At 35.7% G+C, this 25,361-nt stretch carries 23 protein-coding genes, 1 riboswitch and 1 other annotated feature; of the genes, 4 read left to right on the top strand and 19 right to left on the bottom strand.

Annotation, left to right across the window (positions count from 1 at the left end; genetic code table 11):
• Positions 1 to 238 precede the first annotated feature (238 nt).
• On the bottom strand, positions 239 to 859 hold the full coding sequence (locus AC6I0I_RS00180; protein ID WP_262953764.1) for a hypothetical protein: 621 nt from the start codon (positions 857 to 859) through the stop codon (positions 239 to 241).
• Positions 860 to 1,247: 388 nt separating this feature from the next.
• Here AC6I0I_RS00180 and AC6I0I_RS00175 point away from each other — a divergent pair, with 388 nt between their 5' ends.
• Positions 1,248 to 2,156 (top strand): ComEC/Rec2 family competence protein, encoded by a 909-nt coding sequence (locus tag AC6I0I_RS00175; protein ID WP_237658893.1) that lies wholly within the window; start codon positions 1,248 to 1,250, stop codon positions 2,154 to 2,156.
• Positions 2,157 to 2,158: 2 nt separating this feature from the next.
• Here AC6I0I_RS00175 and AC6I0I_RS00170 read toward each other — a convergent pair whose 3' ends face one another.
• The gene (locus AC6I0I_RS00170) at positions 2,159 to 2,824 is read right to left on the bottom strand and encodes a DUF305 domain-containing protein (protein ID WP_161831476.1); all 666 of its coding nucleotides are present in this window, start codon (positions 2,822 to 2,824) and stop codon (positions 2,159 to 2,161) included.
• A gap of 668 nt (positions 2,825 to 3,492) precedes the next feature.
• Between AC6I0I_RS00170 and AC6I0I_RS00165 the strand changes: the two genes are divergently transcribed.
• Together AC6I0I_RS00165 and AC6I0I_RS00160 are read left to right on the top strand one after the other, a co-directional pair.
• Entirely contained in the window at positions 3,493 to 3,669 is a 177-nt protein-coding gene (locus AC6I0I_RS00165; protein WP_161831474.1) for a hypothetical protein, read from the top strand.
• Positions 3,670 to 4,534: 865 nt separating this feature from the next.
• Entirely contained in the window at positions 4,535 to 5,554 is a 1,020-nt protein-coding gene (locus AC6I0I_RS00160; RefSeq protein ID WP_262950768.1) for a YdcF family protein, read from the top strand.
• A gap of 464 nt (positions 5,555 to 6,018) precedes the next feature.
• On the opposite strand, the gene AC6I0I_RS00155 is transcribed toward AC6I0I_RS00160, so the two are convergent.
• The 11 genes from AC6I0I_RS00155 to AC6I0I_RS00105 form a co-directional block, all read right to left on the bottom strand.
• Complete coding sequence (locus tag AC6I0I_RS00155) at positions 6,019 to 7,146, bottom strand: ABC transporter ATP-binding protein (RefSeq protein WP_262950767.1); 1,128 nt, start codon at positions 7,144 to 7,146, stop codon at positions 6,019 to 6,021.
• Positions 7,147 to 7,157: 11 nt separating this feature from the next.
• Positions 7,158 to 7,898, bottom strand: coding sequence for a glycerophosphodiester phosphodiesterase (locus tag AC6I0I_RS00150; protein ID WP_262950766.1), 741 nt, complete (start codon positions 7,896 to 7,898; stop codon positions 7,158 to 7,160).
• 1 nt (position 7,899) lies between these two features.
• Positions 7,900 to 8,697 carry an HAD-IIB family hydrolase gene (locus tag AC6I0I_RS00145; protein WP_262950765.1) on the bottom strand — a complete coding sequence of 266 codons (798 nt, stop codon included), beginning with the start codon at positions 8,695 to 8,697 and terminating at the stop codon, positions 7,900 to 7,902.
• Positions 8,698 to 8,712: 15 nt separating this feature from the next.
• Positions 8,713 to 10,017 (bottom strand): ABC transporter substrate-binding protein, encoded by a 1,305-nt coding sequence (locus tag AC6I0I_RS00140; protein WP_262950764.1) that lies wholly within the window; start codon positions 10,015 to 10,017, stop codon positions 8,713 to 8,715.
• 16 nt (positions 10,018 to 10,033) lie between these two features.
• A complete protein-coding gene (locus AC6I0I_RS00135) occupies positions 10,034 to 10,858 on the bottom strand; it encodes a carbohydrate ABC transporter permease (protein WP_262950763.1) in 825 nt (274 codons plus the stop codon).
• The gene (locus AC6I0I_RS00130) at positions 10,858 to 11,787 is read right to left on the bottom strand and encodes a carbohydrate ABC transporter permease (RefSeq protein ID WP_262950762.1); all 930 of its coding nucleotides are present in this window, start codon (positions 11,785 to 11,787) and stop codon (positions 10,858 to 10,860) included. Before AC6I0I_RS00130 ends, AC6I0I_RS00135 begins: the two co-directional genes overlap by 1 nt.
• Positions 11,788 to 11,973: 186 nt before the next feature.
• Positions 11,974 to 12,549, bottom strand: a complete 576-nt coding sequence (locus AC6I0I_RS00125) for a xanthine phosphoribosyltransferase (RefSeq protein WP_262950761.1) — start codon at positions 12,547 to 12,549, stop codon at positions 11,974 to 11,976.
• Between the two features lies 1 nt (position 12,550).
• Positions 12,551 to 13,888 carry a nucleobase:cation symporter-2 family protein gene (locus tag AC6I0I_RS00120; RefSeq protein ID WP_262950760.1) on the bottom strand — a complete coding sequence of 446 codons (1,338 nt, stop codon included), beginning with the start codon at positions 13,886 to 13,888 and terminating at the stop codon, positions 12,551 to 12,553.
• Between the two features lie 91 nt (positions 13,889 to 13,979).
• A riboswitch (purine riboswitch) is annotated at positions 13,980 to 14,081 on the bottom strand.
• 773 nt (positions 14,082 to 14,854) lie between these two features.
• Positions 14,855 to 16,225, bottom strand: a complete 1,371-nt coding sequence (locus AC6I0I_RS00115) for an RsmF rRNA methyltransferase first C-terminal domain-containing protein (protein WP_262950759.1) — start codon at positions 16,223 to 16,225, stop codon at positions 14,855 to 14,857.
• Between the two features lie 170 nt (positions 16,226 to 16,395).
• A complete protein-coding gene (locus AC6I0I_RS00110; RefSeq protein WP_161831466.1) occupies positions 16,396 to 16,743 on the bottom strand; it encodes a zinc ribbon domain-containing protein YjdM in 348 nt (115 codons plus the stop codon).
• A gap of 160 nt (positions 16,744 to 16,903) precedes the next feature.
• Positions 16,904 to 17,344 (bottom strand): metallophosphoesterase family protein, encoded by a 441-nt coding sequence (locus AC6I0I_RS00105; protein WP_161831464.1) that lies wholly within the window; start codon positions 17,342 to 17,344, stop codon positions 16,904 to 16,906.
• 1,186 nt (positions 17,345 to 18,530) lie between these two features.
• Here AC6I0I_RS00105 and AC6I0I_RS00100 point away from each other — a divergent pair.
• Positions 18,531 to 20,216: a leucine-rich repeat domain-containing protein gene (locus AC6I0I_RS00100; protein ID WP_497993665.1), complete on the top strand. Its 1,686-nt coding sequence runs from the start codon at positions 18,531 to 18,533 to the stop codon at positions 20,214 to 20,216.
• A gap of 74 nt (positions 20,217 to 20,290) precedes the next feature.
• On the opposite strand, the gene AC6I0I_RS00095 is transcribed toward AC6I0I_RS00100, so the two are convergent.
• From AC6I0I_RS00095 to serS, 6 genes are all read right to left on the bottom strand, one after another.
• On the bottom strand, positions 20,291 to 21,094 hold the full coding sequence (locus AC6I0I_RS00095; protein WP_237658890.1) for an HAD family hydrolase: 804 nt from the start codon (positions 21,092 to 21,094) through the stop codon (positions 20,291 to 20,293).
• A 130-nt stretch (positions 21,095 to 21,224) separates the two neighbouring features.
• On the bottom strand, positions 21,225 to 22,085 hold the full coding sequence (locus AC6I0I_RS00090) for a MurR/RpiR family transcriptional regulator (protein WP_161831458.1): 861 nt from the start codon (positions 22,083 to 22,085) through the stop codon (positions 21,225 to 21,227).
• 54 nt (positions 22,086 to 22,139) lie between these two features.
• Positions 22,140 to 22,619, bottom strand: coding sequence for a 23S rRNA (pseudouridine(1915)-N(3))-methyltransferase RlmH (rlmH, locus tag AC6I0I_RS00085; protein WP_161831456.1), 480 nt, complete (start codon positions 22,617 to 22,619; stop codon positions 22,140 to 22,142).
• A 53-nt stretch (positions 22,620 to 22,672) separates the two neighbouring features.
• Positions 22,673 to 22,846, bottom strand: coding sequence for a CxxH/CxxC protein (locus tag AC6I0I_RS00080; protein WP_161831454.1), 174 nt, complete (start codon positions 22,844 to 22,846; stop codon positions 22,673 to 22,675).
• Positions 22,847 to 22,859: 13 nt separating this feature from the next.
• A complete protein-coding gene (locus AC6I0I_RS00075) occupies positions 22,860 to 23,648 on the bottom strand; it encodes an MBL fold metallo-hydrolase (protein ID WP_161831452.1) in 789 nt (262 codons plus the stop codon).
• A 127-nt stretch (positions 23,649 to 23,775) separates the two neighbouring features.
• A complete protein-coding gene (gene serS / locus AC6I0I_RS00070) occupies positions 23,776 to 25,050 on the bottom strand; it encodes a serine--tRNA ligase (protein ID WP_161831450.1) in 1,275 nt (424 codons plus the stop codon).
• A gap of 64 nt (positions 25,051 to 25,114) precedes the next feature.
• Positions 25,115 to 25,345: a binding site (T-box leader), on the bottom strand.
• Between the last annotated feature and the right edge of the window lie 16 nt (positions 25,346 to 25,361).

Genomic DNA, 25,361 nt, shown 5'->3' with positions numbered 1-25,361 from the left:
AACAAAGGTCTATAATAAGCAAACTCCCTATTAAAAAATCAGTTGGACCGGTTTCCTAAACGCTCATTTTATCCCCATACATGTTCTGGATTTAAAGCATGTCGTTCAAATAAGTAAATAAGTGAGAATAATAAATGAAATCCATCCGTTCAATTGGTCCCTGCAAACGGTCTTTATCCATTAACTCATCACATGCTCCCTCACCCTATGAGGAATTTTTTTATACAAGCACCGAAGTCTATTCCCCACTTACCTCTAAATATTCAACCTGTGCTCGGTCTCCCCGACCATCATAAGTCATCAAATACTCCACCTTTTTCTCTTTATATTCCATCACGACTTTTAGATTAGGAATCCCTTCTGGAACTCGGCTTCGAACATCTATCACCTGAAACTGTTCAATTACCATTTCATTAAAAACTGGCTCCCCATCAATAAAACGCTCTCCATCATACCAAGTCGAGTAAATCGCAACCGTTGTTCCAACTTCTTTTGGTATAATTAAAAGACGATCACTCCATCTTTCTTCTTCATAGAGCAACACTTCTAATGAATCAAGTTGGGCTAATTGCTCTACTGTTGGCTCATGAATAATGGCTCCGAGTTGATTCTCTGACATCGTCAGATGGAAAGCATCGACGGCAGAATTCATCGTTGCCTCTACCGGACATTCAATCGATAATTTGATATCCTCTTTTTCGACAAAAACTCCATCTGTTTCAATCGGTGATTGGTTAGAATCATAGGCCACACTCTCCTCCGGTGTCAAAGGAGTTTCTATGATTTCCTCATTCCCATCCACCGAATGACAACCTACCAATAGTGTCATTAAAAACAAAAGCGCTCCCCACTTTTTCATGCCTCTCCCTCCCAAAAAACATGGTCTCTACTACTATACGCACCTCACTCAAAAATGCGACTAAATTTTTTAAAATTTCTTGATCCTTTCGATTAAAATGATTTCAACTGATTTAAACTATAAGTAAACGATAAGTTATCGCTTAAAACCTAGTCTTTGATTTTGAGTCATTGAATAAAAAAAGGACTCCCTAACCTCATGTTAAATCGGTCAATGATGGACCAACTAATTCTTATTTCCCCTAAAAATTTAATGGACACGTTTATCTTTTCAATAAATTTTCACGTTTTTTATATATTAATACTACCGAGATTTAACCCTATTTATGCTATTCTTTAACTAGAGAATTGTGTGCTAAAAATGTTGTGATAGAATGGAGTTTTTATATATGAGAAAAACCTCTTCCTTAAAACTAGCTTTTACCTCACTGATTTCTACTTTATTAATCTGCCTATCTGGTTGTGAGGGGACGACGTCAACAAACGGGCCCCAATTAAATACAAAAGCTAATTTAAGTCCTGCTCCATTAACCATTGACATACTTGCAACAGGAAAATCCGATTGCATCATCATTCAAATACAAGATAAAACAGTAATGATTGATACAGGACTAGATGAAAATGGAGAAACAATTACCGATTTTTTAAAAAAAGAAAACATTGATACGATTGATTACCTTATTATCTCTCATCTCGATAAAGATCACATCGGAGGTGCAGATATTATCTTAGATGAAGGCATCGAGGTGCAAAACGTCATTCAACCGAACTATTCGCGGGATACAAAACAACATAAAGAATACGTAAAGGCCCTTGAAAAACACGACATTAAGCCGACCCTTCTAACAAGTGATACAGTACTTGAAGTAAATGGCGCAACCATTATTGTTTCCGCTCCGCTAAGAGAGGAATACGAACAATCAAACGACTATTCTTTAATTACCTCTCTCTCATATAAAAATCAGAGTTTTTTATTTGCTGGAGACGCTGAGGCCATTCGAATAAGTGAATTCCTTGCTTCTAATCCTCATGCTTACACCTTATTAAAGGTGCCTCATCACGGAAAATACAGTGACAATCTAGAAGAACTATTACAAATGACAACTCCTGATTATGGCATCATTACGTGTTCAGAAGATGAATATCCGGATCAAAAGGTCCTTGATCTTTTAACAAAATATCAAGTTCAAACATTACTCACAAGTGATGGTCCAATTATTATACGAAGTGATGGTCAACAAATTACGGTTAATCAACAACTCACTTCAACACTTTCCCTTAAACAAAAAGGAGACTAACTTTAGTCTCCTTTTTTCTGTTCAATTTTTTCAATAAGCTGAGAAACATCATTTTTTATCTTTTTAGAAGATTCTAATAACTCATTGGCTACAGACTTAACCTCTTCATTATCCGTTTGCGTTAAAACATTATTAATTAAAATCATCCAAACATCGCATTGTTGCATCACACGATGCAAGTAATCCTCATCTACACTCTTACCTATTAAGGTAGTCGGCTGTTCTGCACCTTCCGATTTAAGCGCAACTAAAATTTGTTGATAAACTTCCTCATAACTAGATAGGTAGGTAGCTTCCTTCTTCTCATCATAAACTAACTGTTGATGAACCTTTTTTTGAGTTTGATTAATTTTATTAATATTAGATTTCAATTCGTGAGTGATGTCATTCACGGATTTTTTTATTTTATTTCGTTCTCCATGTTCTAACTGATTTTTTGATAATGCAATGAGTCCACGTTGATGATTCAACATCTGATTTAAAAAATCGGCGTTTAAATCACCCATTTTTTCCTTGGCGCTTAAGCTATTTTGCATCTGTAAGTAAATAAGATCGACCTTTTTCAAATAATCTTGCTGTTTTAAACTTACGCCATCATTAGCAAACACGGTTATGGATAAAAAGAAAAATGAGAAACACACCAATAACGAATATTTAAACCATTTCATCTTATCACCACCTTCTTCATGATTCATTTCTTCCTTAGTATTCGGTTTTTAATCATTCTTTATGTAACGGTTTTAAAGAGGAAAAGTTGTCGAACTCCACTTGTATAATTTAACATTTTTCTCATTAAAAGTTAGCTATACTTAAACTACTGCAAAATCGAATCTTTTTAATTTCCCAACAACTTCAATACAACATATAGACAAGTTAAATTTTAATCGATAGTTTTATTCTATAAATATAATCTATTGATAGAATAATTTTATAAATTACCTATTGGAAAAAAGTATTTTTTAAGTTTAATAATAAAATATTATAAAATTAGTATTATTGTTTTTTTAAAAATAGTCATACCATTTTCATGAAAATGGATCATCCAATGAGTTAAAAAAAGGTTAAAAGAAGATAAATAAATTCAATTTAGCGCGGAACTATTTAAAAAGAGAGCACAAATAGAGGAAAGAAGAAGTAAAAAAAAGCAGAGTAACTCCGAAAATCGTCTCTTTTGAATAACGTTAAAAGAACATCTGGAGAAATCACGATTAAAAAGTGTTTAAATTAATCTTCTCGTCCAATTTAGAAAGAGGAAATAAGGAAAGACTATTCAAAAAAAAGAAGATATTTTATAATAAGACTTAGAAAAACAAAACCTATTAGGAGTTGAAAGATAATGAAAAAAATAAATAAGCCAAAACTATCTACTGTTTTAATGGCAGGATCCGCTTTAGCTGCAGGGGTTGGAATTACACTTCTAACAAAAACAATGGTTAAATACAAAGAAAAAAAGGAAGAAGAAAAACAATTAAAAAGTTTAGAAGATGAAGAGTTCAATGATTTATTTGAATAATTAAAAGCACACCTACGAAGGTGTGCTTTTTTTGTCCACAAATTTATTTTGTTGTTTTTATTCTCTTCATTAAATTATCCTCAATTTAAAAAATTTTAAATTGGGGATAAAAAAATTTGCGCCTTATTAGCAACTGTGGATACTAAAAAAGCGATCGATATAAAAATTTAATATCCTCTATTCCAATTTTAATAGATGATTTATACACAGGAAAAAAGATTCCATCCTGAAGAAGAGAAATCTTCATCAACTTTTAATCTTATTAAACCGACTCACAATCTATTAAATTCAAAAAAACAAAGCTTTTTTATCCGTTGATTGTATCCATTATAAAAAATACGATAATCGATACATCAAGTATTTTTTATAAAAATAAAATCTGGGGATAATTATCCCCAGATTAACCTCTATCGTCTACCAAGAAGAGAATCGTTAAGTCCTTCTTTCTTGCGAATAAAAAGATGAGGCACGAATGACCTTTCAATTAAAGGAATCCCCAATTTCATTTTTTCTAAACTGAGGATAACCTGATGATCTTTCAATAGCAGACTTAATTTAACGATTCCCACTTCTTTTTTTATCTTCTCTCTTCTAGAAATGTCCCTATCTTCTCATTTTTTCTCTTTTCCTACATAATTTGTTTATAGAGAAACTGAAAAATGCTTCAATAAAGAATCCTAGATCTTTCACACCTAAAAATGGAGGTCATGAATGAAGTAATCCCGTATAACAGTAGACGATAAAAAGGTAAAAGACCTCTTCCTCTTTCCCTCCCCTTCACCATTCATTTTCATAATGGCTCCTAGCCATTTGCGAACTTCGGTGTATTGTTTCGGTTCTCAATAAAAATTTGTGAGGTGATTTTATGACCCTATTTTATATCAATTTGACGGCCCTTTTTGTTTTCCTTTTAAGCTATAAACTCGAACCACGAAGACTATTAAATGGTTTTCTCTTTAATATCCTTTTTTTAATAAATGCTTTAAACGTTGTCTATCTGGCAATACAGATTCCTAATCTCTTTATTATCTTCCTCCTCGGATTACTGCTTCTTAACCTTCTATTTTTTCTATTCTTCGGCATCTATATCCTAATTATCGCCCTCCTGATTAACGCTAAAATAGTCATGAAACGGGAGCGTAAAACCTTTGCGAACCTCCTCACGCTATTTCTAGCCCTTGGTCTCATCACCTTACTAGGATGCATTTTTATCTGCCTAATCTATCCGATTCCCCGAAAACTTCTTATTTTTCTCAGCGGGTTCGGCCTCGTTGCCTTCTACTATCTCTGCAATCTCCTAAGCTTCCTGAGTATTTCATTCCTCTTTTCAATCAGAAAACCTACTTACCATTATGATTACATTATTGTATTAGGCAGTGGTTTAATCAACAATAAAGTGCCCCCACTACTCGCTAGTCGTATCGATAAAGCTATCCAAATCTATCAGCACCAAAAAAGAAGTTCAACGCCTCCTATGCTCCTCTTTTCTGGAGGACAAGGCCCAAACGAAGAGATCCCCGAAGCGATTGCCATGCAACAATACGCCCTGAATCACAATATTCCCCTTGAACACACACTCGTCGAAACAAACTCCAAAAATACCTACCAAAACATGCAATTCTCTAAACAACTCATGGAAAAAAACCATCCTAACGGCTACCAGACCACCTTCGTAACCAACAATTATCATACCTTCCGTGCTAGCCTGTATGCCAAAGCCATTGGACTAAAAACAGCGGGAATTGGCTCTAAAACAGCAGCCTATTTTTTACCCAATGCTATGATTCGAGAATACATGGCACTCCTCATTATGAACAAAAAACGTCATCTTACCATTACACTCCTCTTTCTAATCTTCGGACTCCTACTAACCCTTTTTATCTAACAACATCCTATTCCTTTTCCAACCTCTCACCCTTTCCCCCATAAAAAAAGCACCCTACCTTATCACGGTGCTCCTTTTAATCCCTATAATTACTACCTACCAAACACCAACTTGGTTAATAATCCTCATCATTGTCTCGCTAAAAAAGGCCACCTACCTTATCACGGTGCCTCTTTTAATCCCTATAATTATTACCTACCAAACACCAATTTTGTTGATAATCCTCATCGTTGTCTCGCTAAAAAAGGCTGTCTACTTCATCGTGACGCCTTTTTTATCCGTGGAATCATTCCCTATCATCCTTTGACTTTGTGGACAACATGTCAACCATCTTCCATTAAAACAGCTAACCATATCCTTAATTGAAAATAAGAGGAGTAAATTTCAACTGATATTAACATCCCCAATCATAAAAAGGATTTAATTCATGTTCCACGTGGAACAAAAATTAAATCCTTTATTTTTTACATCGTCTGCTCACTATGTTTAGTTATAATCATTCGCTCTTCTGTTTCCCTATCAAAGAGATGGATTTGATCTGGATTTAAATAAATATCAATGATTTCTCCACCCGTCTTAGTTGTTGTTCCGTTAATACGTACCACCAGCATTTCTTCTGCTATTTTCACGTAAATATAACTTTCTGCCCCCATTAATTCAACCATGTCGATAACACCTGTAAGTTTAGTATCCCTTGTCGTCTTAGGCACTAAACTAATGTTCTCTGGTCGGACGCCTAAAATAACTTCCCTTCCAAAATATCCACTATTCATTAAATATTTCGCCTGTTCTGGTAATAAGGTTATCTTTTCGTTGCCGCCTAACATTGCAACAGTATTTTGATTCTTGATGACAATTCCATTAAAAAAATTCATTTGTGGACTTCCTATAAAACTTGCAACAAATTTATTTTTAGGATAATTATAAATATTTTGAGGTGTGTCTACCTGTTGAAGAATTCCCTTATTCATGACAACAATCCGCGTTCCCATCGTCATCGCCTCAGTCTGATCATGGGTCACATAAATAAATGTTGTTCCTAGTCTTTTATGTAACTTTGTAATCTCTGCTCTCATTTGGACACGTAGTTTAGCATCTAAATTCGATAACGGTTCATCCATCAAAAAAACCTTAGGTTGACGAACGATAGCACGCCCTAATGCGACCCGCTGCCTTTGTCCCCCTGATAAAGCCTTTGGCTTACGATCTAAAAGTGCCTCAATATCTAAAATTTTAGCTACCTCTCTGATCTTTTCATCAATCTCCTTCTTTGGAAACTTTCTCAATTTTAAGGCAAATGCCATATTATCATAAATGGACATATGAGGATATAAAGCATAATTTTGAAATACCATCGCAATATCTCTATCCTTCGGTTCAACATCAGTCACCAATTGATCCCCAATAAATAAATCCCCTTTAGAAATTTCCTCTAATCCCGCAATCATTCTTAACGTTGTTGACTTCCCACATCCAGATGGACCAACAAAAACAATAAACTCCTTATCCTTAATCTCTAAATTAAAATTACTAACCGCTGTTACCTCATCTTCGTATATTTTATAAATATTTTTTAGTGCTAATGTTGCCATCCTAACCTCTCCTAAACCAATGATTTCAATTTATTCTCTTCAATTATTTCATTCAATAAACTTGGATAGTCCGTAAAAATACCATCAACTTCCGCCCTAATTAACTCTCTCATATGAATTGGCGAGTTAACCGTATATACATTTACATCTAATTGATTTTGGTGGGCCTTTTCAATTAAATCCTTCGTTACCAATTTTAAATGGGGATGAATCGCATCAACCCGCAACGTTTTTGCATACTCAATGATTTGCTCCATCGGTTGATGATATAAGAATCCCGTCTTTATTGTTGCATCTATTTCTTTACATTTTTTTAAAGATTGAGGATTAAAACTCGAAAGTAATACTTTATGTTTAACCCCGTAACGTTGAATTAATTCAATGACCTCCTCTTCCATTCCAAAGTAAGAAATCACGTCTGTCTTTAACTCAATATTTATCGTGATTTCTTGTTCCTTCACCAACTCTAACACTTCCTCAAGTTTAGGAACATAACACTCCTCATGGTCAACAAAGCGTGCTTTTCTACATTTGAATGCCCTAATTTCATCTAATGTTAGGTCTTTAATTAAGCCTTTACCCTGCATCGTTCGTTCAACATCCTCGTCATGAATAACGACCAATTCACCATCTTTTGTCTGATGCACGTCAAATTCAAGTCCAGTCCCTCCACATCTAATTCCTTCCTTAAACGCGATTAATGTATTCTCCGGATAATCCCCGCTAGCCCCGCGGTGAGCAAAATTAATCATCCTATTCCCCCTTAATCAAATTCAATTTCCTCAATGCCTTATAAATTCCATTCAGATGGACCGAATCCGTAATATACGTTGCACGTGCTTTCAATGGATCACAACTATTCCCCATGGCAATCGAGTAATCTACTTCATCAAACATCTCCAAATCATTAAATCCATCTCCAAATGCATAATACATCATATTCTTCATTGTATTTCTTTCCTTCAAAAACTTTATAGCACTCCCTTTAGTGCAACATTTATTGAAAATATCATAGCCTTCCTCCACATCGATAAGTTTTACGAAGTTCAAGAGGGGGTAATTCTTTTTAAATTTCTCAATATCCTCCTGTTTAATATGGGCGTTGATTTGAAAAATTTCATATTCGTCTAACCGATTTAATACATCGTCTTCTAACAGGCTTATTGTCATATTATATTTTTGTGAAAAATGCCGCACCCAATCGTATTCTAACTTCCCCTTACTTTCCGTTAATAAATGAATACAATACGGCGTTTGAGTCTCCTCAAAATAACGTATTAATTGTCTACCTACCCCACAATCTATCGGTTTTTTATAAATGACCTCATCTCGCCTTGTAATCAGTGATCCGTTAGCTGAAATAATGGTTTCGAACATCTGATGAAAATTCTCCTGTTTGACCATTGCCAATGATCTACCTGTTGCAATTGCTAAGTCGATCTTATTATCCCGACTAAGCTTCTCAATTGCATTTAATGTTCCCTCACACATCTTGTTCTCACGTCGACAAACAAGGGTATTATCGACATCAAAAAATATCATCTTATTCATCTTTTCCTCCGGTAATTATCGATTGGCCTTATTGTATTTATCCAATGCCGTATTAATTGTTTTAGCTATATTTTCTATCGCCTTTTTCGTTGTTAATTCATTATTTAAAACTTTTTCAATGTTTTCCTCAATAGTTGCACGTGCTTCAGTTAAAACCCCGAGTAATGCTCCTGATTGATTGTTAGCTTCACGTAATTGGTTAATCGCTGTTTGAAATTCTTTATTATTATTCAAATGCTCAACCATACTTGGGATCTCATAAGCATCTTTTGTTACTGAAAAATATCCCGTTGCTTGTGCCCATTTCGCTTGGCTCTCCGGTGAAACCATGAATTTAATAAACTCAAAAGCAGCCTTGGATTTTTCATCATCACCATTATCCATCACCCATAAAGAAGCTCCACCAATTGAAACACCACCCGTATCTTGGCTATTTACTGAAGGAAAATAGGCCGTCCCTAATTCAAAGGAGTCATCAATTTTACTTTTAATATCAGTCAGGGAAGCCGTTGAGGCAATCATCATTGCTACTTTACCTGATGCAAAAGCATCCTTTATTGCATCCCCATCACGACCAAAACTAATAGCTGCCCCCGAGTCAATTAACTTCTTCCACCCGTCAATAATCGTCGCGGCCCCACCATTCTCATCAAATACAACCTCTGTTGCATTGCCGTCTCGTCCATTTCCTTCGTTCGCATAATCTAATCCCTGTTTCAATAAAAACTGTTCGAAGAACCATCCATAGATTTGCATCGCATATCCATAACGACCGTCTTCCGATAACTTGTTTGAGAATTCAATAATTTGATTAAAATCGGTAGGAGCTATTTCTGGATTGAGACCTACCTCCTCAAAGGCCGTTTTATTATAATAAAGAATCGGAGTTGATGTATTGAATGGCATTGAATATAGCTCACCATCAACGGTGTAATAGTCTATAATATTTTCCTCTAAATGAGAGATATCATATCCATCTTCATCAATTAACGCTTGCATCGGAATCGCATATCCACTATCCATCATCCATTTTGTCCCGATTTCATAAACCTGCATGATATCAGGGCCTGAATGACTAAGCGCTGAACTTTTTAATTTATTAATGGCATCATCATATTCCCCCTGAAACTCTGCAACCACCTGGATATCATCCTGTGAATCATTAAACTCTTTGACTAACTTATTAATAGCCTCTCCGCCTTTTCCCCCCATCGAATGCCAGAAGGTAATCTCTGTCCCTGATGCCTGGTTGCCCCCACTGCACCCGGTTAATAGGGTTATTCCTAAAATACCTGCTACTGCTAATACCTTTTTCTTCATTTTTATTCCTCCTTTTTTATCCCTTCACTGATCCTGCCGTCATTCCAGCGACCAGTGACTTTTGTCCAATCATAAACACTAATATAGATGGGATTAACACTAAAATTGCACCTGCCAATACCACTCCATAATTACTCCCTTCTGCAAATTGAAGCATGCTAATTCCAATCTGAACTGTTCGATTATTCCCATTATTTATAGTTAGTAATGGCCATAGATATTGATTCCAAGTTCCGATAAACGTATAAATAGATAATGAAGCAATCGCCGGTTTAGAAATTGGAATCAATATATTGATTAAAAATTTAAAATGATTACAACCATCAATCTTAGCCGCCTCCAGTAATTCCTTTGGAATTGTTAAATAGAATTGACGAATTAAAAAAATTCCCATAGCAGACGTTAGAAATGGAATAATTAATACATATAAGTGATCCGTCCACCCTAATGAACTAACAGTTAGAAAGTTAGAAATAATAGTTGTTTCCGCTGGAATCATCATCGTCGACAAAACCAATAAAAACAATAACCTCTTATATTTAAATTCATAAAAAGCAAAGGCATAGGCTGCTAGACTCGAAGTAATGACTTGGCCAATAGTTACCAAAATAGAAACCACTAAACTATTTATCAAAAATCGAAGTAACGGCACCGTATTTAAAGCCTCTTTATAATTCTCTACATTTAAATGACTTGGAAATAATTTAATTGGATATTGAGCCATTTCCCCTTGGGACATAAAACTTAACGAGAGTGCATACAGCAAGGGAGAAATAATCAATAAACCACAAATAATATTTAATCCGGTTAGGATGATACGATTTCTCTTATACATTTTCATTATTGGTAATGAACCCCCTTCTTCTCAAACTTAAACTGGACAAGTGTCACAATCAACATCATGACAAATAAAACAAGCGCCTGTGTACAAGCCGTTTCAAACCGTCCATTAAAGAAGGCTTCACGATAAATAGAATGGACAAGAACATTGGTTGAATCTCCGGGTCCACCTTGCGTTAACAACTTTATTTGCCCAAAAGCTTGAAAACTATTAATCAGATTCATAAAAATAACTAAAAACAGTTGGGGAGATATCATTGGAATAATAATATGCTTCAATTTGTGAAAGAAGCGTGCCCCATCAATTGCCGAACTTTCTAATAACTCACTTGGAATATTACGAAGACCTGTAGTTAAAAAAATAAAATTAATCCCTAAATTTAACCAAATCGTTACAATAGAAATAGAAAACAGTGCATAGTTAGGATCCGTTAACCAACCAATTTCCTTTCCCAAAATAAAATTTAAAACTCCATTCGTTGGATGAAAAATCATGGTCCAAATAGCGGCTGCGGGTGCAGAAGCAATGGCCATAGGTACCGAAAACATTAACTCATATACCCGATTTCCTTTTAATTTGTTGTTTGCTAATAAGGCTAAAATTAAACCGATGACTACTGATGGAATGGAAACTAACAATACAAATTGAAATGTCACCACCATTGAGCGGTAAAAATCCGGACTAGTAAATAATTCATTAAAGTTATCTAAACCTACAAATGCCTGGATTTCCCCACGTAAATTCGTTCGGGATAAACTTAGAATAATTGTTTTAATAAATGGATAAAACACAAAAACCGCAAATACCGAAAATGCAGGTATTAAATAAAAAACAGGCTCTAGTTTCCCTAATCCCAATCTTTTCTTTTTTTTCACGTTGTCCTCTTCCATAGGCATTATTCCCATTGAATACATTGCCCGTTTTTCCATACAAGCCCCTCCTAATTAAAATAAATATTACATTATTAACTATATCACCCGTATTTTAACTGTTCATGAATAAATTGTTAATTATTGTTAATTTACATTAATTATTTGATAACATTATTAATTAAACGTCGCTCCTGTATGAAAGAAAAAAAGCCAAACGATCCTCATCATCGTTTGGCTTTCCTATTATTCTTCTACAAACTCAATTATCCCTTTTCCTAATTTATTAATACGAGCGAGGGAATAAACCTCATATCCTTTATCCATTAACAATTGGCGTCCAGGTTGGAATGACTTTTCAATCACAATTCCAATCCCCGCTACTTGTGCCCCCGCTTCCTCAACCAAACGGATGGCTCCAAGTGCCGCTTCTCCATTCGCTAAAAAATCATCAATAATTAACACCTTATCTTCATTAGAAATATACTTCTTTGAAAGCGTCAGTTCGTAATCCGTTGCCTTCGTAAAAGAATGAACCGTTGTTTGATAAATATCATCCTTTAATAGTTTAGAGGTCTGCTTTTTTAATGTCACCATCGGTAAATTCATTTGAATGGCCGTCATTACCGTTGGCGCAATCCCAGAACTTTCAATCGTAAAAATTTTCGTAATCCCGTGATTCATAAAATAATTTTTAAATTCCGTTCCAATCTCGTACATTAACTGGGCATCCACCCCATGATTCAAAAAAGAATCCACCTTTAACACCGTTTCATTTAATGCCATACCATCCTTTAAAATTCGTTCTTTTAAACTGTCCACTTTAGGCAACCTCTACTTTCTTCACTTGAACTCTGTCTGATTTCATATCCTTTAAAACCAAATTCAACACAAGCGCTACAATTGTTCCCGTTGAAATTCCTGAAGCAAAAATCATCTGCACAGCCTCCGGTAATCCTGAAATAACCTCCGGTCTAAACGTCACACCAAGACCTAATGCTAAAGAAGTTGCGATAATTAAAAGATTACGATCGGTTAATTCCACACGACTCAATGTCTTAATTCCCGCAGCAGCTACCATACCAAACATCACTAATCCTACTCCACCAAGAACAGGTTGTGGAATGCCGTTAATCACTCCTGCTAATTTAGGAAATAGCCCTAAGCAGACTAATAAAATTCCCGCCATCAAAGCCACATGTTTACTCGCAACCTTTGTTAACGAAATTAATCCAACATTTTGACTAAATGAGGTATTTGAGAATGAACCAACAAGCCCTCCGCAAATACTTCCCACGGCATCTGCTAAAATACCTGAACTCATTTTCTTATCCGTCATCTCAACCGAAGAAGTCTCACCGATGGCCTTTAAACATCCCACCGTCTCAATCGTCGTCACAAAATAAGCCGGAATAAAGGCAAGCACGGCTTTCGCATCAAACGTAATCCCATACTCCAAAATATTCGGAATCGCAAACCAACTCGCCTCCGTCACCGCCGTAAAATCAACCAATCCTAACGGAATACAAATCACATACCCCACAGCCATCCCAATTAAAATTGCCGCGCTACTAATGATTCCTTTTCCATAGCGATTTAAGAGTAAGGTCACACAAAGAACAATCATGGCAATTGAAATATTTAATAAACTTCCATAATCACTTGCACCACTTCCCCCAGCAGCCCAATCGATCGATACTGGTAAAAGGGTTAATCCAATCAAGCAAACGACCGTTCCTGTAACAAGCGGTGGAAATAACTTCATTAATGGCTTAATAAAGAAACTTAACACAACCTCGAACAATGAACCCAGGATCGTTGCCCCAACAATTCCCGCCATTCCAAGCGTTGAACCTACTGAAATCGCAGGTGAAACAAACGTAAAATCCGTTCCCATAATACAAGCTACTCGCGATCCAACAGGCCCAATTCCACGAGCTTGAATAATTGTTGCAACACCAGCTGCCAAAATTGACGCACTAATTAAGGTTGTTGTCATCTGACTATCAAACCCTAAAGCCCCTGCAATAACAAGTGGTACCACGACAATCCCTGAAAATGCTGCAAATACGTGTTGCAATCCAAATAGCATTTTCTTTAAAAAAGCGGGATTATCCTCTACCCCATAAATTAAATTTGTCTGACGCTTCATCTCTTCCATACAACTCCACTCCTTTTTACTTTTATCTCCAAATAAAAAAGCAGCACCCACGTTGGCCGAGGTGCTGCTAAACAAGAGATGTCCCCATCTCTAGTCATCAACAACGCCTCGTAGTCCGCACTTTTACGGTTTGCAGGTAGAAACGCCCAGTCCATATCACCGGGTATATACGAGTCTTTATTTCATTTAATAAAGGTATTATAGTATGTCTGAGCGAAAAACACAACCTCTTCCTAGAAAATTTGTAAATTACTCCTCCTATTTTCATTTTTTACACCCTTTCATAAAACTGTGGATAAAAAAAGACCACATTAGCAGTCCTTTCAATTATTAATGGTAGATGTAGTCTTACGTAAAAAAACGTCTTCTTCCTTTAACGGTAACACCTAACAATGTTAGCTGGATTGAACCTCCCACGACTAAAGTTACGAGTGTTCTTACGCTCTCCTAAAAGGTCCATTTATGACTTTAATTTAGAAAGTTGATCGTAAATAAATGTTGTACAACTAAAGATAGAAGCGATCGTCGCTGAAAATCCCACTAACATTAATAAAATTTCAAATTCATTAAATATATTAACGAATTCGATTCTTGTTATCCAAGAGATACTAAAAAATAAAGTAACGACTGAAGTCAAAAACAGAAGTATCCACAGCTTTAAATATTTTCCCATTTATTATCCTCCCTTTTCATGAGAAATGATTATTTTTATCTTAATCACTTCAACTATAAAATCAGCGGCGACATTCATTTACCACTTATACCTAATCCCCATGAATATATCATATTTTAATAAAATTTCCTAAGACTTGTGGCAAACTAGACAAAAAATGTTGCAGTTTGGATTTCCTCTTCATCTTCTGACCACCTTTTCTAACTTAATCAATAAAGATGGTTTCCTAAACATCACGATACCTCTTCATGAATGGATTAAACTCTAAAAAAAGTGGACGTCTCGTCCACTTTTTAATTCCATCGTAACCCTTTAGGATAATGATTCTTCAACATATGATTCGCAAGTTTCGCCCATCCAAGCGAATACCCATCGACGCAGATTAAATACCAACCTTTCTCACCTTCAAAAGGAAGGGTTCCTCCTCGTAGATACGTCGCGATTTCTTCACTATCTGCCGCAAACGAGATGGAATGTTTAACATCTGCTTGATTTAATGAAAGCGCTAAGGCATGAGACGGTTCAAAACGATTCTTCTTCATCGTTCCCAAATGCCATCCCGCACGTACCACCTTTAATCCATCAAAAGATAGCATACCTGACGGAACAATATACAACTGATCGCCAAATAAAACATAATCCCCTGAAGGAACATTGATAAACGTCTCCTTCGCAAACTCTAAATAGGGCGCTAGCTTCTTCTTATCCTTTAACGGTTTAACAAACTGACGTTTCGGTTCACGAACCTCAGGATCTTCCATCTTCTTTAAGACAGCCACATAATGCCCTTCCCCATGAACTCGATGTGGCCATAAACGATACGTTCGCTTAATCTCCTCCATCTCATACCCTGACCATTCCACTCGCCCTTCGCTAAATCCTTCATAACTATCCACAGATTCAATTTTAAACTCTGGATGTCGTTCAATGAATGAAGCAATCGCCTGCTCATTCTCCTCTGGTGCAAATGTACACGTTGAATAAACCATACGCCCACCTGGTCGTAACATCGTTGCCGCCTCTTCTAAAATATCCGCCTGACGGCTTGCACAATTCAATACATTATCAAGGCTCCACTCCTCTTGCGCTACCTCATCCTTTCTAAACATCCCCTCACCCGAACATGGCGCGTCTACGACGATTCGATCAAAAAAAGAAGGAAAATGCTTCGCTAACTTTTGAGGACTCTCATTTAACACAACTGCATTTTTAACCCCCATACGCTCAATATTTTGCGAAAGAATTTTAGCGCGTTGTGGATAAATTTCATTGGTAACTAACAATCCATCATTCTGTAACTGAGAAGCAAGATGCGTACTTTTTCCACCTGGCGCCGCACATAAATCCAACACACGCTCCCCAGGTAAAGCCCCTACAAACGTTCCAACCGACATCGCACTCGGTTCCTGAATATAATAAACTCCCGCTTCATGATACGGATGCTTTCCTGGACGATCAGCTTGCTGATAAAAAAAGCCTTCTAAAACCCATGGAATAGGTGTTAAATGCATATGATTTATCTTTATAAAATGATCCTTATCGGTTTTCAATAAATTAAGTCGTAACCCTAGTGATTTCTCCTGCTCATAACTTTTTATAAATAAATCATACTCATCTTGAAGTAACTCTTGCATCTTATCTAAAAAGTCCTTTGGTAATGACATCATCGCTCACCCTTTCCTAATGTTCCTAACTATCTATCGATTATAGTACAAAACGTCTCCCCATTAAAGAATCAGTGCATTGAAAATACTGGAAATTAGAGCGTTGATTCTCCATAAAGAAACTCCCTCTTATAACATAAAAAAAGGCGTTCTATTTGAACGCCTTTTAACTAGATTTTTTTAACGAATTCTGATTTTAAGCTCATCGCTCCAAATCCATCAATTTTACAATCGATATCGTGTCCATTTGTTGAATCATGAACTAAACGAATTCCCTTAACTTTAGTTCCTTGCTTAATCGCTGAAGAACTTCCTTTAACTTTTAAATCTTTAATAACTGTTACTGTATCTCCATCTGCTAATACATTTCCATTCGCATCACGAATTACATTCGCTTCTGCTGCTTCAGCATCTGCCGCTGGATTCCACTCGTAAGCACACATTGGACAAACTAACATACTTCCATCTTCGTAAGTATATTCTGAATTACATTTTGGGCAATTTGGTAAAGCTGACATCTAAATTCCTCCATTCAAGCAAATCTCATAACTCAATATCATATCATAAAATACCTATTTTTTCAAAGTTGTCCTATTAAACAACCCTTATCTGAATCATTTCTTTTCTAATCAACCCCATGTTTAAACAACTTCATCACTGTATAGATATAATTTGCACCTAATCATCCAAATTAATTCTTTCAACCCTTATTTCGTTATCTTCTACCCACAAAAATGCCATCGTTAAAGGTAAAGAAAATCGTCGTCTTCCACAACTTCCCGGATTTAAAAATAATACTCCCTCTCTTTCCTCCTGCTCATACCGATGAGAATGCCCATAGATCACCACATCTATTCCAGCTAACTTATCAGGAATATTCCTTTTATCATGCACAACATAAATCAAACACTGATTCATTTCTATTTCTAAATAATCTGGAAGATCCAATAAATCGTTATTGCCTCGCACGACAAATGTCTTAGTGATCTGATTTAACCTATTAATCACCTCTTCCTTACAAACATCACCTGCGTGAATAATATAATCACATCCGTGTAGATGACCGACGACCTCTTCTCTTAAAACATTATGTGTATCAGAAATAATACCAATTTTCAAAAATATCATCCTCTCATTCTTACGTTCCACGTGGAACATTTAAATTTATCTTACTGATATGAAAAAAAATGCCACATGTAACACTCGGATCATCCAGCAATGAAAAGGGCACCGTTCAAATGATTAAGAACTAGAGGCTGCCTTCCTCTTCCATTATTTATAATAACTAGCTCCCTTTAATTATACTTCCGATGATTAAAAAATTTTTATCCTCTATACTCTGATAGAGTCTAGACTCCGTCAAAACAAATATTACTACCCTAACATCACTGTTTCAATTATTCTAATATTTTAGGTAATATGATGCCAATCTCTAGACCAATGATTATGAACACTCCTGAATCTAAACTAGAAGAGGCATTCGATAACTCCCTTGAAATTTCAGTAATAAGTACTTTAACTAAGAAAAAAATTTCTTCTCAAAGCTTCTTCCGTTAACATTAGTAATCTTATAGAAACCTAAACTATATTAAATGAAGTGATTCCAAAATGTCTGACTTATCTCCATTTTAAAATTTAATAAACTTAACTCGTTTATCGTTAGAAACAAATACTATGATGAGTATTGCTCTCTTGAAAAATCTACTTAATTTAAATCAACTATTATTATATGAAAATTTCATCTCGAATATTCACTCGCTCCATGACTGAATAATTTTAACTTTATTAACTTTATATTCAAATAAAATTAGCAACTACCGTTGGAATTATTATTCATTTATGCTCATCATAGCTCTAATCATTCTATCCTTAAAAATCTGACTAATCTACAAAAACTTTTTCTAAATCAAAGTTCTCTCAATGATTTTAGCATTTTAGAAAACCTCATTCACTTACATCAGCTACAATTAATAGATACAAATATCTCCAATCTAAATCCCATCAAAGAATTAACCCACTTAACCGATTTATCCCCTATATATGTATATCCAATGTTTTTGCCCTTCTTCATATAATTGTACAGACTTTCTGTGGATAACAATCATATATTATATAGAAACAGATATGTTTCAATTATTCTAATACTGGATGTGATACTATGCCAACCCCTAACTCAGGGATTGTTAATATCCCTGATCCCCAGTTAAAAGCTGCTATCTGTGAAGCCTTAGGAGTACCAACAACGACCGATTTAACGGAAGAAGAACTCTAACAGTTAACTACCTTAGACGCAAAAAATAGAAATATCTCTGATCTTACAGGATTAGGTCATCTCACAAACTTAGAAACGCTCGAACTACAAGGAAATCTAACTTCTTCAATCACAGAATTAGAACCACTAGTTAAACTACAAACACTTATCCTATCTAATAATCAAATATCATCACTAGAATTATCTCCATTAAAATACTTAAAAAACCTAACTCATTTGGAACTAGAAAATAATCAACTTATTACGATTTCAGATTTAGAGGGTTTAACAAAACTAACCTATTTATCCCTCGATCGAAATAATATCAGTGACATAACGCCTCTTAGACCGTTAGTCTCTCTTGAAACCTTAAAACTGATGGCTAATAACATTGGTACCATCAGAGCAATCGAAAATCTAACAAATTTAAAAAACTTAGATATTAGCCAAAATCGTATCAACAATATTACACCGTTAAAAGACCTACTTCAGCTTGAAAGTTTATCCATGTCTTATAACAAAATACGTGATATCTCTAGTTTACAAGATTTATCAAACTTAAAAGAACTCCAAGCAGGTGGAAATGAAATATCCGATATCTATGCTCTAGCAGACCTTCAAAATCTGGAACAATTAGAGCTTCCGATTAATCAAATTACTGATATTTCCCCCCTAGCAAATTTGAAAAACTTAAGTGACCCTGTCTTATATGACCAACAAATAACACTACCAACCCAAGTTTCCTATACACATAACCTTTCGGTGAGTAACCCTCTTATCAATCGCTTAAGCGAAACAATTCGACCATCTGAAATCAGCGATAATGGTCAATACAATTCTGCAACAAACTCGATCGAATGGACGAACCTTAATGGAAAGGGAACACTAAGTTTTATATTTAACGTTGATTATACTAATCCTAATAGTTTCTCTGGAATTGTTTATCAACCTTACTTAATTCTAAGTGGGGCCACTGGTCCAGCAGGACCTCAAGGAGCCACTGGTCAAACCGGGCCTCGTGGATTAACGGGGGCCACTGGTCAAACTGGGGCTACCGGTCAAACCGGTCCCCGTGGAGCCACTGGTCCTCAAGGAGCCACTGGTCAAACCGGACCTCGTGGATTAACCGGAGCTACTGGTCCTCAAGGAGATACTGGTCGAACTGGAGCCACTGGTCCTACTGGACCTCGTGGATTACCTGGACCTACTGGGCCTCAAGGGCCTCGTGGATTAAACGGAGTTACAGGTCCAACCGGGCCTCGTGGATTAAATGGGGCTACTGGTCCAACTGGGCCTCGTGGGGCTGAATTTTCAGGTGATAATAGACAATATATTTCAAAACCTCATTCAGAACTCTCTATCCGTCCTAATGACTTTATTCCTGTCTATCCTATTTTGAATATAGATTTGGGGGACAATAACAATCTGCATTCTAGTAAATTACACACAACTATTGAACTTGATCCTAATTCTATATACCTTATCACCTACCGTACATCAGCCTATCACTGTCACAACTGTGATAACATTCCTATTAGTGTAGAATTAATGACTAACTATAGAAGATGTATTGGATCAAAAGCGATTGTTACTGCAGACGAAAGACAACTAGTCGAACTAAGCGGCACTATTATCTTAAAGACTACGGATACCACTTCCCTAGCTCTAGTTAATACCTCTAAAATAGATGTTCATTTTATCTACACATCAATTACAATTATTAAAGTTAATGAAGAATAATCCCCTTCATTCTAAAAAATGGATGAGTTGGCCTAATGGCACGACTCATCCATTTTTTTATACATTCATAAATATTAACTATTCTTACGACACAAAATATACTTTTTAATCCCACTTGCTACCCCATCTTGACTAACGCTGTCTGTTACCTGCTTAGCATGCCTCTTTACATTCTCTGCCGCATTCCCCATTGCAATGCCACATCCGACCGTAGCAAGCATCTCAATATCATTTTCCCCATCGCCAAAAGCATAACTCTCCTCAATCGGAAGATTCAAATACTCAAGCGCCTTTAAAATTCCAGTTGCCTTATGATTCTCTTTATAATAAACCTCTAAATGAGTAGGGTGAATACTATGAAAAAAACCATACTCTTCATATTTTTTTAACCATTCCTTGCATTCCTCTATCACTTCACTCGTCTTCCCAAATATTTCGAATTTATAAACCTCTAAGTCTTCTAAACGATACTCACTCTCAAAGTAGCTTCTTGGAATATGAATACTCTCATAAAACTCATAAAACTCCTGACTCTTTTGATCCAAATAACTGTTTCTTTCACCAACTAATACATATTGGATTCCCTTATCATCCAATAAGTCAGCAAACATCTTCACAAACCGCTTATCCATCGCTTGATTATAAACCACCTGATCTCTAACAATAACCTGCGCACCATTAACTAATACATATCCATCAAAACCAAAGTTTCTTATCTGCTCATCTAAAAAAGAATATGGCCTTCCAGTCGCAATAAAAACATAATTTCCCTCATCCTGTAACTGTCGAATAGCACGTTTAACTCGCGGCGAAATCTGCGTCACTCCATTCAATGGATCAATCAACGTTCCATCAATATCGAAAAATATAGCCTTCATCAATTCACTCCTCCTTCATCACTACTATATCTTGTCCCCCCTATTTTCGTCAATCACAGAGATAAAGACTGATATATTATTCCTAAAATCACCCTTTATTTCAGGTCAATCTGAAACCATTTGACACCTTTTACTCTTCCTCAAGATGTCGGTCATCTACAATAGAAAGAATCTCATCAATATAATTAATATTTTTCCTGTAATCTTTTTTAAAAATAGAACTAAATAAAACGTCTAACATATATTGCATCGCAATATGTGAAGAAAAATGAGAAATACGATTCTTAAAATCTTCTCGATCACTTAAATATAATCGGTTCTTAATCGCACCATTTGACGTTGTCGTTCCTATACGACCTATTAAAATCATTTCGACTTTATTTCTACTCAACATCTCTATAATATCCGGTAAAAAAACCGCTCTCCCCGAATAAGAAAGTAACAGGGCGACATGCCTCTTATTAGCTGCTGCCGCCGTATACCGTTGTTCATAAACAGATTTGGGACAATTAACAACGCGTCCAATTGTTCTCATCTTATCCTGAAAATTCTCCGCAATATTCAAATTGTGAGCATAGGTATAAATATCAATAACATCCGCCCCGTGTAGTAAATTAACACACCTCTCTAGCATATCCACATCAATAGAATGGAACGTATCCCTCACAGTAGCCTCGTAAAGATCTAACAAACGTTTAGCAACCATCGCATGATTATCTGTTTCTAAGAAGGGAAAATTCGCATCAATCGATTTATCCTTTGTACCCAGTGATAAATCTTGAATCAACTTTAATTTTAATCCATTATATCCATCAAAACCTAACTTTTTACAAAATCGATGAATCCCTGATTTTGAAACAAATGTCCGATTAGCCAATTCTTGAATAGATAATTTTTGAATTAACCTTTTATTTTTTATAATAAATTGGGCCAATTGATACTCGGTCGGCGTCAATTTCTCGCAACACTTAACCATATTCTCAAAAGTCATTCCATCACCTTCTCCGAAAAACTAAAAAAAGGAGTTACATAACTCCATTAATGATTACTTATGATACGGCTCATTATGATTAATACGATATGCCCGATACACCTGTTCTAATAAAATCAATTTAAAGAGTTGATGAGGAAAGGTCATCTTTGAAAAGCATAACTTATAATTTGCTCGCTTCTTCACCTCGTCAGATAGGCCCAAAGACCCACCGATAATAAAGGCTACATTACTATCTCCCCTTAATGCTAACTGGCTTAACTGTGTTGCAAATTGCTCTGATGTTTTCATTTCCCCCTGTAAATCCATAGCAATAACATACATATTATCTTTTACCTTATTTAAAATGAGTTTTCCTTCCTTCTCCTTAATCAATTCCATCTCTCGCACAGAAGCGTTATCTGGCGTTTTCTCATCTGGAACCTCAACCATTGTTAATTTACAATATCTTGATAATCGCTTTGAAAACTCATCAATTCCTAACTTAATATATTTCTCCTTAATCTTACCAACAGAAATAATCGTAATATTCATAACATAACGCCTCCAATTTGCTCCTAATACTATTTAAAAGCAAGTTCTCTCTCCTAGAAATCCTCTTCGTCTTCAATCATCATACCCTCTATAATTTTATACACAGCCTCCTGCTTGCAATAATCACAACTATGACTAAGCTCCACTTCCACCAAAATAGGCAGCTTTCCATACTCATCTAAATATCGATCCATTGCCTCTTCAATATGTTCTAAACAACTATACATAAAACCCCTCCTATTATAATTGAATAACCTTAGATGGTTGCATCGGATATGTCATATACAAATTTAAACAATCCAAATTAATATTTTCTTCTCGTAACACATGTCGGACCGTCATCATAGCCAAATCAGGTAAATTCGCCTCTTGACTCAAATGGGCTAAATAAATATGTTTTGTTTTATCCCCGATTAACTGACTCATCGCATAAGCCGAATCTTCATTTGATAAATGGCCGCAGTCATCTAAAATACGTTGCTTTAAAGCCCATGGACGATTACACATCTGAAGCATCTCCACATTATGATTCGTCTCCATAATATAAACATCCGCATTACCGAGGGTTTTTAAAATATCTCCTGTAATATATCCTGTATCAGTCACATAAACCAGTCTCTTATCTTCCTGTTGAATCATATATCCAACAGGATCAACCGCATCGTGAGAAATTCGGAAGGGCATCACAGATAAATCGCCTAGCTGTATCCACTGATCTTTTTCGACGGCCATCGTTTGTTCTACATCAGGTTTAATAATTTTTTTTCGATACATTTCCTCAATTGTCTTCTGTGTTGCACATACGTTTAACTTCCATTTTCGTGTACAAACACCAACACCTTTAATATGATCACTATGTTCATGAGTAATCAAAATATGCTCTATTTTATTTTCATCAAAACCACTTTGTTTAATTAATTCCTGTAACTTTTTTAAAGATAAACCATTATCTATTAAAATTGCCGTTTGGTCGGTTTCTATAATTGTCGCGTTTCCTACACTGCCGCTTGACAACACACAGATTTTCATTCTATCACCCGATTTCAACACATTTTTCTTAATGATTCATTTTAACATTTTTATTCCGTTTAATCTAGTCCTACGCTAAAAACATTCTTTTCCTCAAAAAAAGGAGCTTTCGCTCCTCCTTTAATCTCTATTTAATTACCTCAAGATTACGCATATATGGACGTAAAGCTTCCGGAATTACGATGCTTCCATCTGCTTGCTGATAATTTTCAATAATAGCGGCAACCGTACGACCAATTGCTAAACCTGAACCATTTAATGTATGAACAAATTCAGGTTTAGCCTTCGCATCGCGACGGAACTTGATGTTAGCGCGACGTGCTTGGAAATCTTCAAAATTTGAACAAGAAGAAATCTCTTTATACGCATGATAAGATGGCAACCAAACCTCAATATCATATGTTTTTGCTGCCGAGAATCCAATATCTCCTGTACATAACTCAATTACTCGATAAGGTAACCCTAATAATTGTAATACTTTCTCAGCATTAGCCGTTAAACTTTCTAACTCTTGATATGAATCTTCTGGCTTAACAAACTTCACTAATTCTACCTTATTAAATTGATGCTGACGAATAATTCCTCGTGTATCTCGTCCCGCTGATCCAGCCTCAGCACGGAAACATGGACTATAAGCTGTATATTTAATCGGTAACTGTTCACCATTTAGAATCTCATCGCGGTGTAAATTTGTAACCGGAACCTCTGCTGTTGGGATAAGAAAATAATCTGAATCTACTAGCTTAAACGCATCTTCTTCAAATTTAGGTAATTGTCCCGTCCCTGTCATACTCGCACGGTTCACAATAACCGGAGGTAAAATTTCCGTGTATCCATGATCTCCCGTATGTAAATCTAACATAAAACTAATTAAGGCACGCTCTAAACGCGCTCCTAATCCTTTATAAACCGCAAAACGACTTCCCGTGATTTTCCCAGCACGTTCAAAATCAATAATATCTAACTCAGTAACTAAATCCCAGTGAGCTTTTGGTTCGAAATCAAAATGAGTTGGCTCTCCATATTTACGAATTTCTACGTTATCATTTTCATCTTTCCCAATAGCAATTGTTCCACATGGAACATTTGGGGTAATTAATAATAAATTTTTAATTTCTTCATCAATTTGACGTAATTTTTCATCTAATTCTTTAACTTTTTCACCAACACCATTCATTTGTGCAAGTAATTCAGACGCATCCTTTTTTTCACGTTTATATTGACCAATTAATTTTGATACCTCATTACGATTTGATTTTAATTGTTCAACCTCTAAAATAATATTTTTACGTTGCTCGTCTAATTCAGTGATTTTATTTAAATAACTGAAATCACCACCGCGTGTCCCTAAACGCTCAATCGTGCCTTGTAAATCTTCTCTTACTCGTTTTAAATCTAACATCGATATTCCTCCTATAAGCTCATTTGATTAGTTAGTTCAAACGCAAAAAAGTCCCGTCCCCTGACTTAGGGACGAGACTTAACCCGCGTTGCCACCCTAGTTGCTTATCAACAGATTCATAACAAATCATTTGATAAAACCACTTGTAAAGATAACGGTTAAACCGTGAATGAATACTAAATTTCTTCATTCCACTCCTAGGTTGATTCCTTATTACTTACTCTTCAGTTTCCACCGACCACTGACTCTCTAGGCAATAAAAGTAAAAAGTACTAATCCTAATCAATGCTTTTTTATTTAATTGTACTATA

Source organism: Turicibacter sp. St.80E1 (genome assembly GCF_059728495.1).
This window is presented reverse-complemented; position numbering and strand designations above follow the sequence as displayed.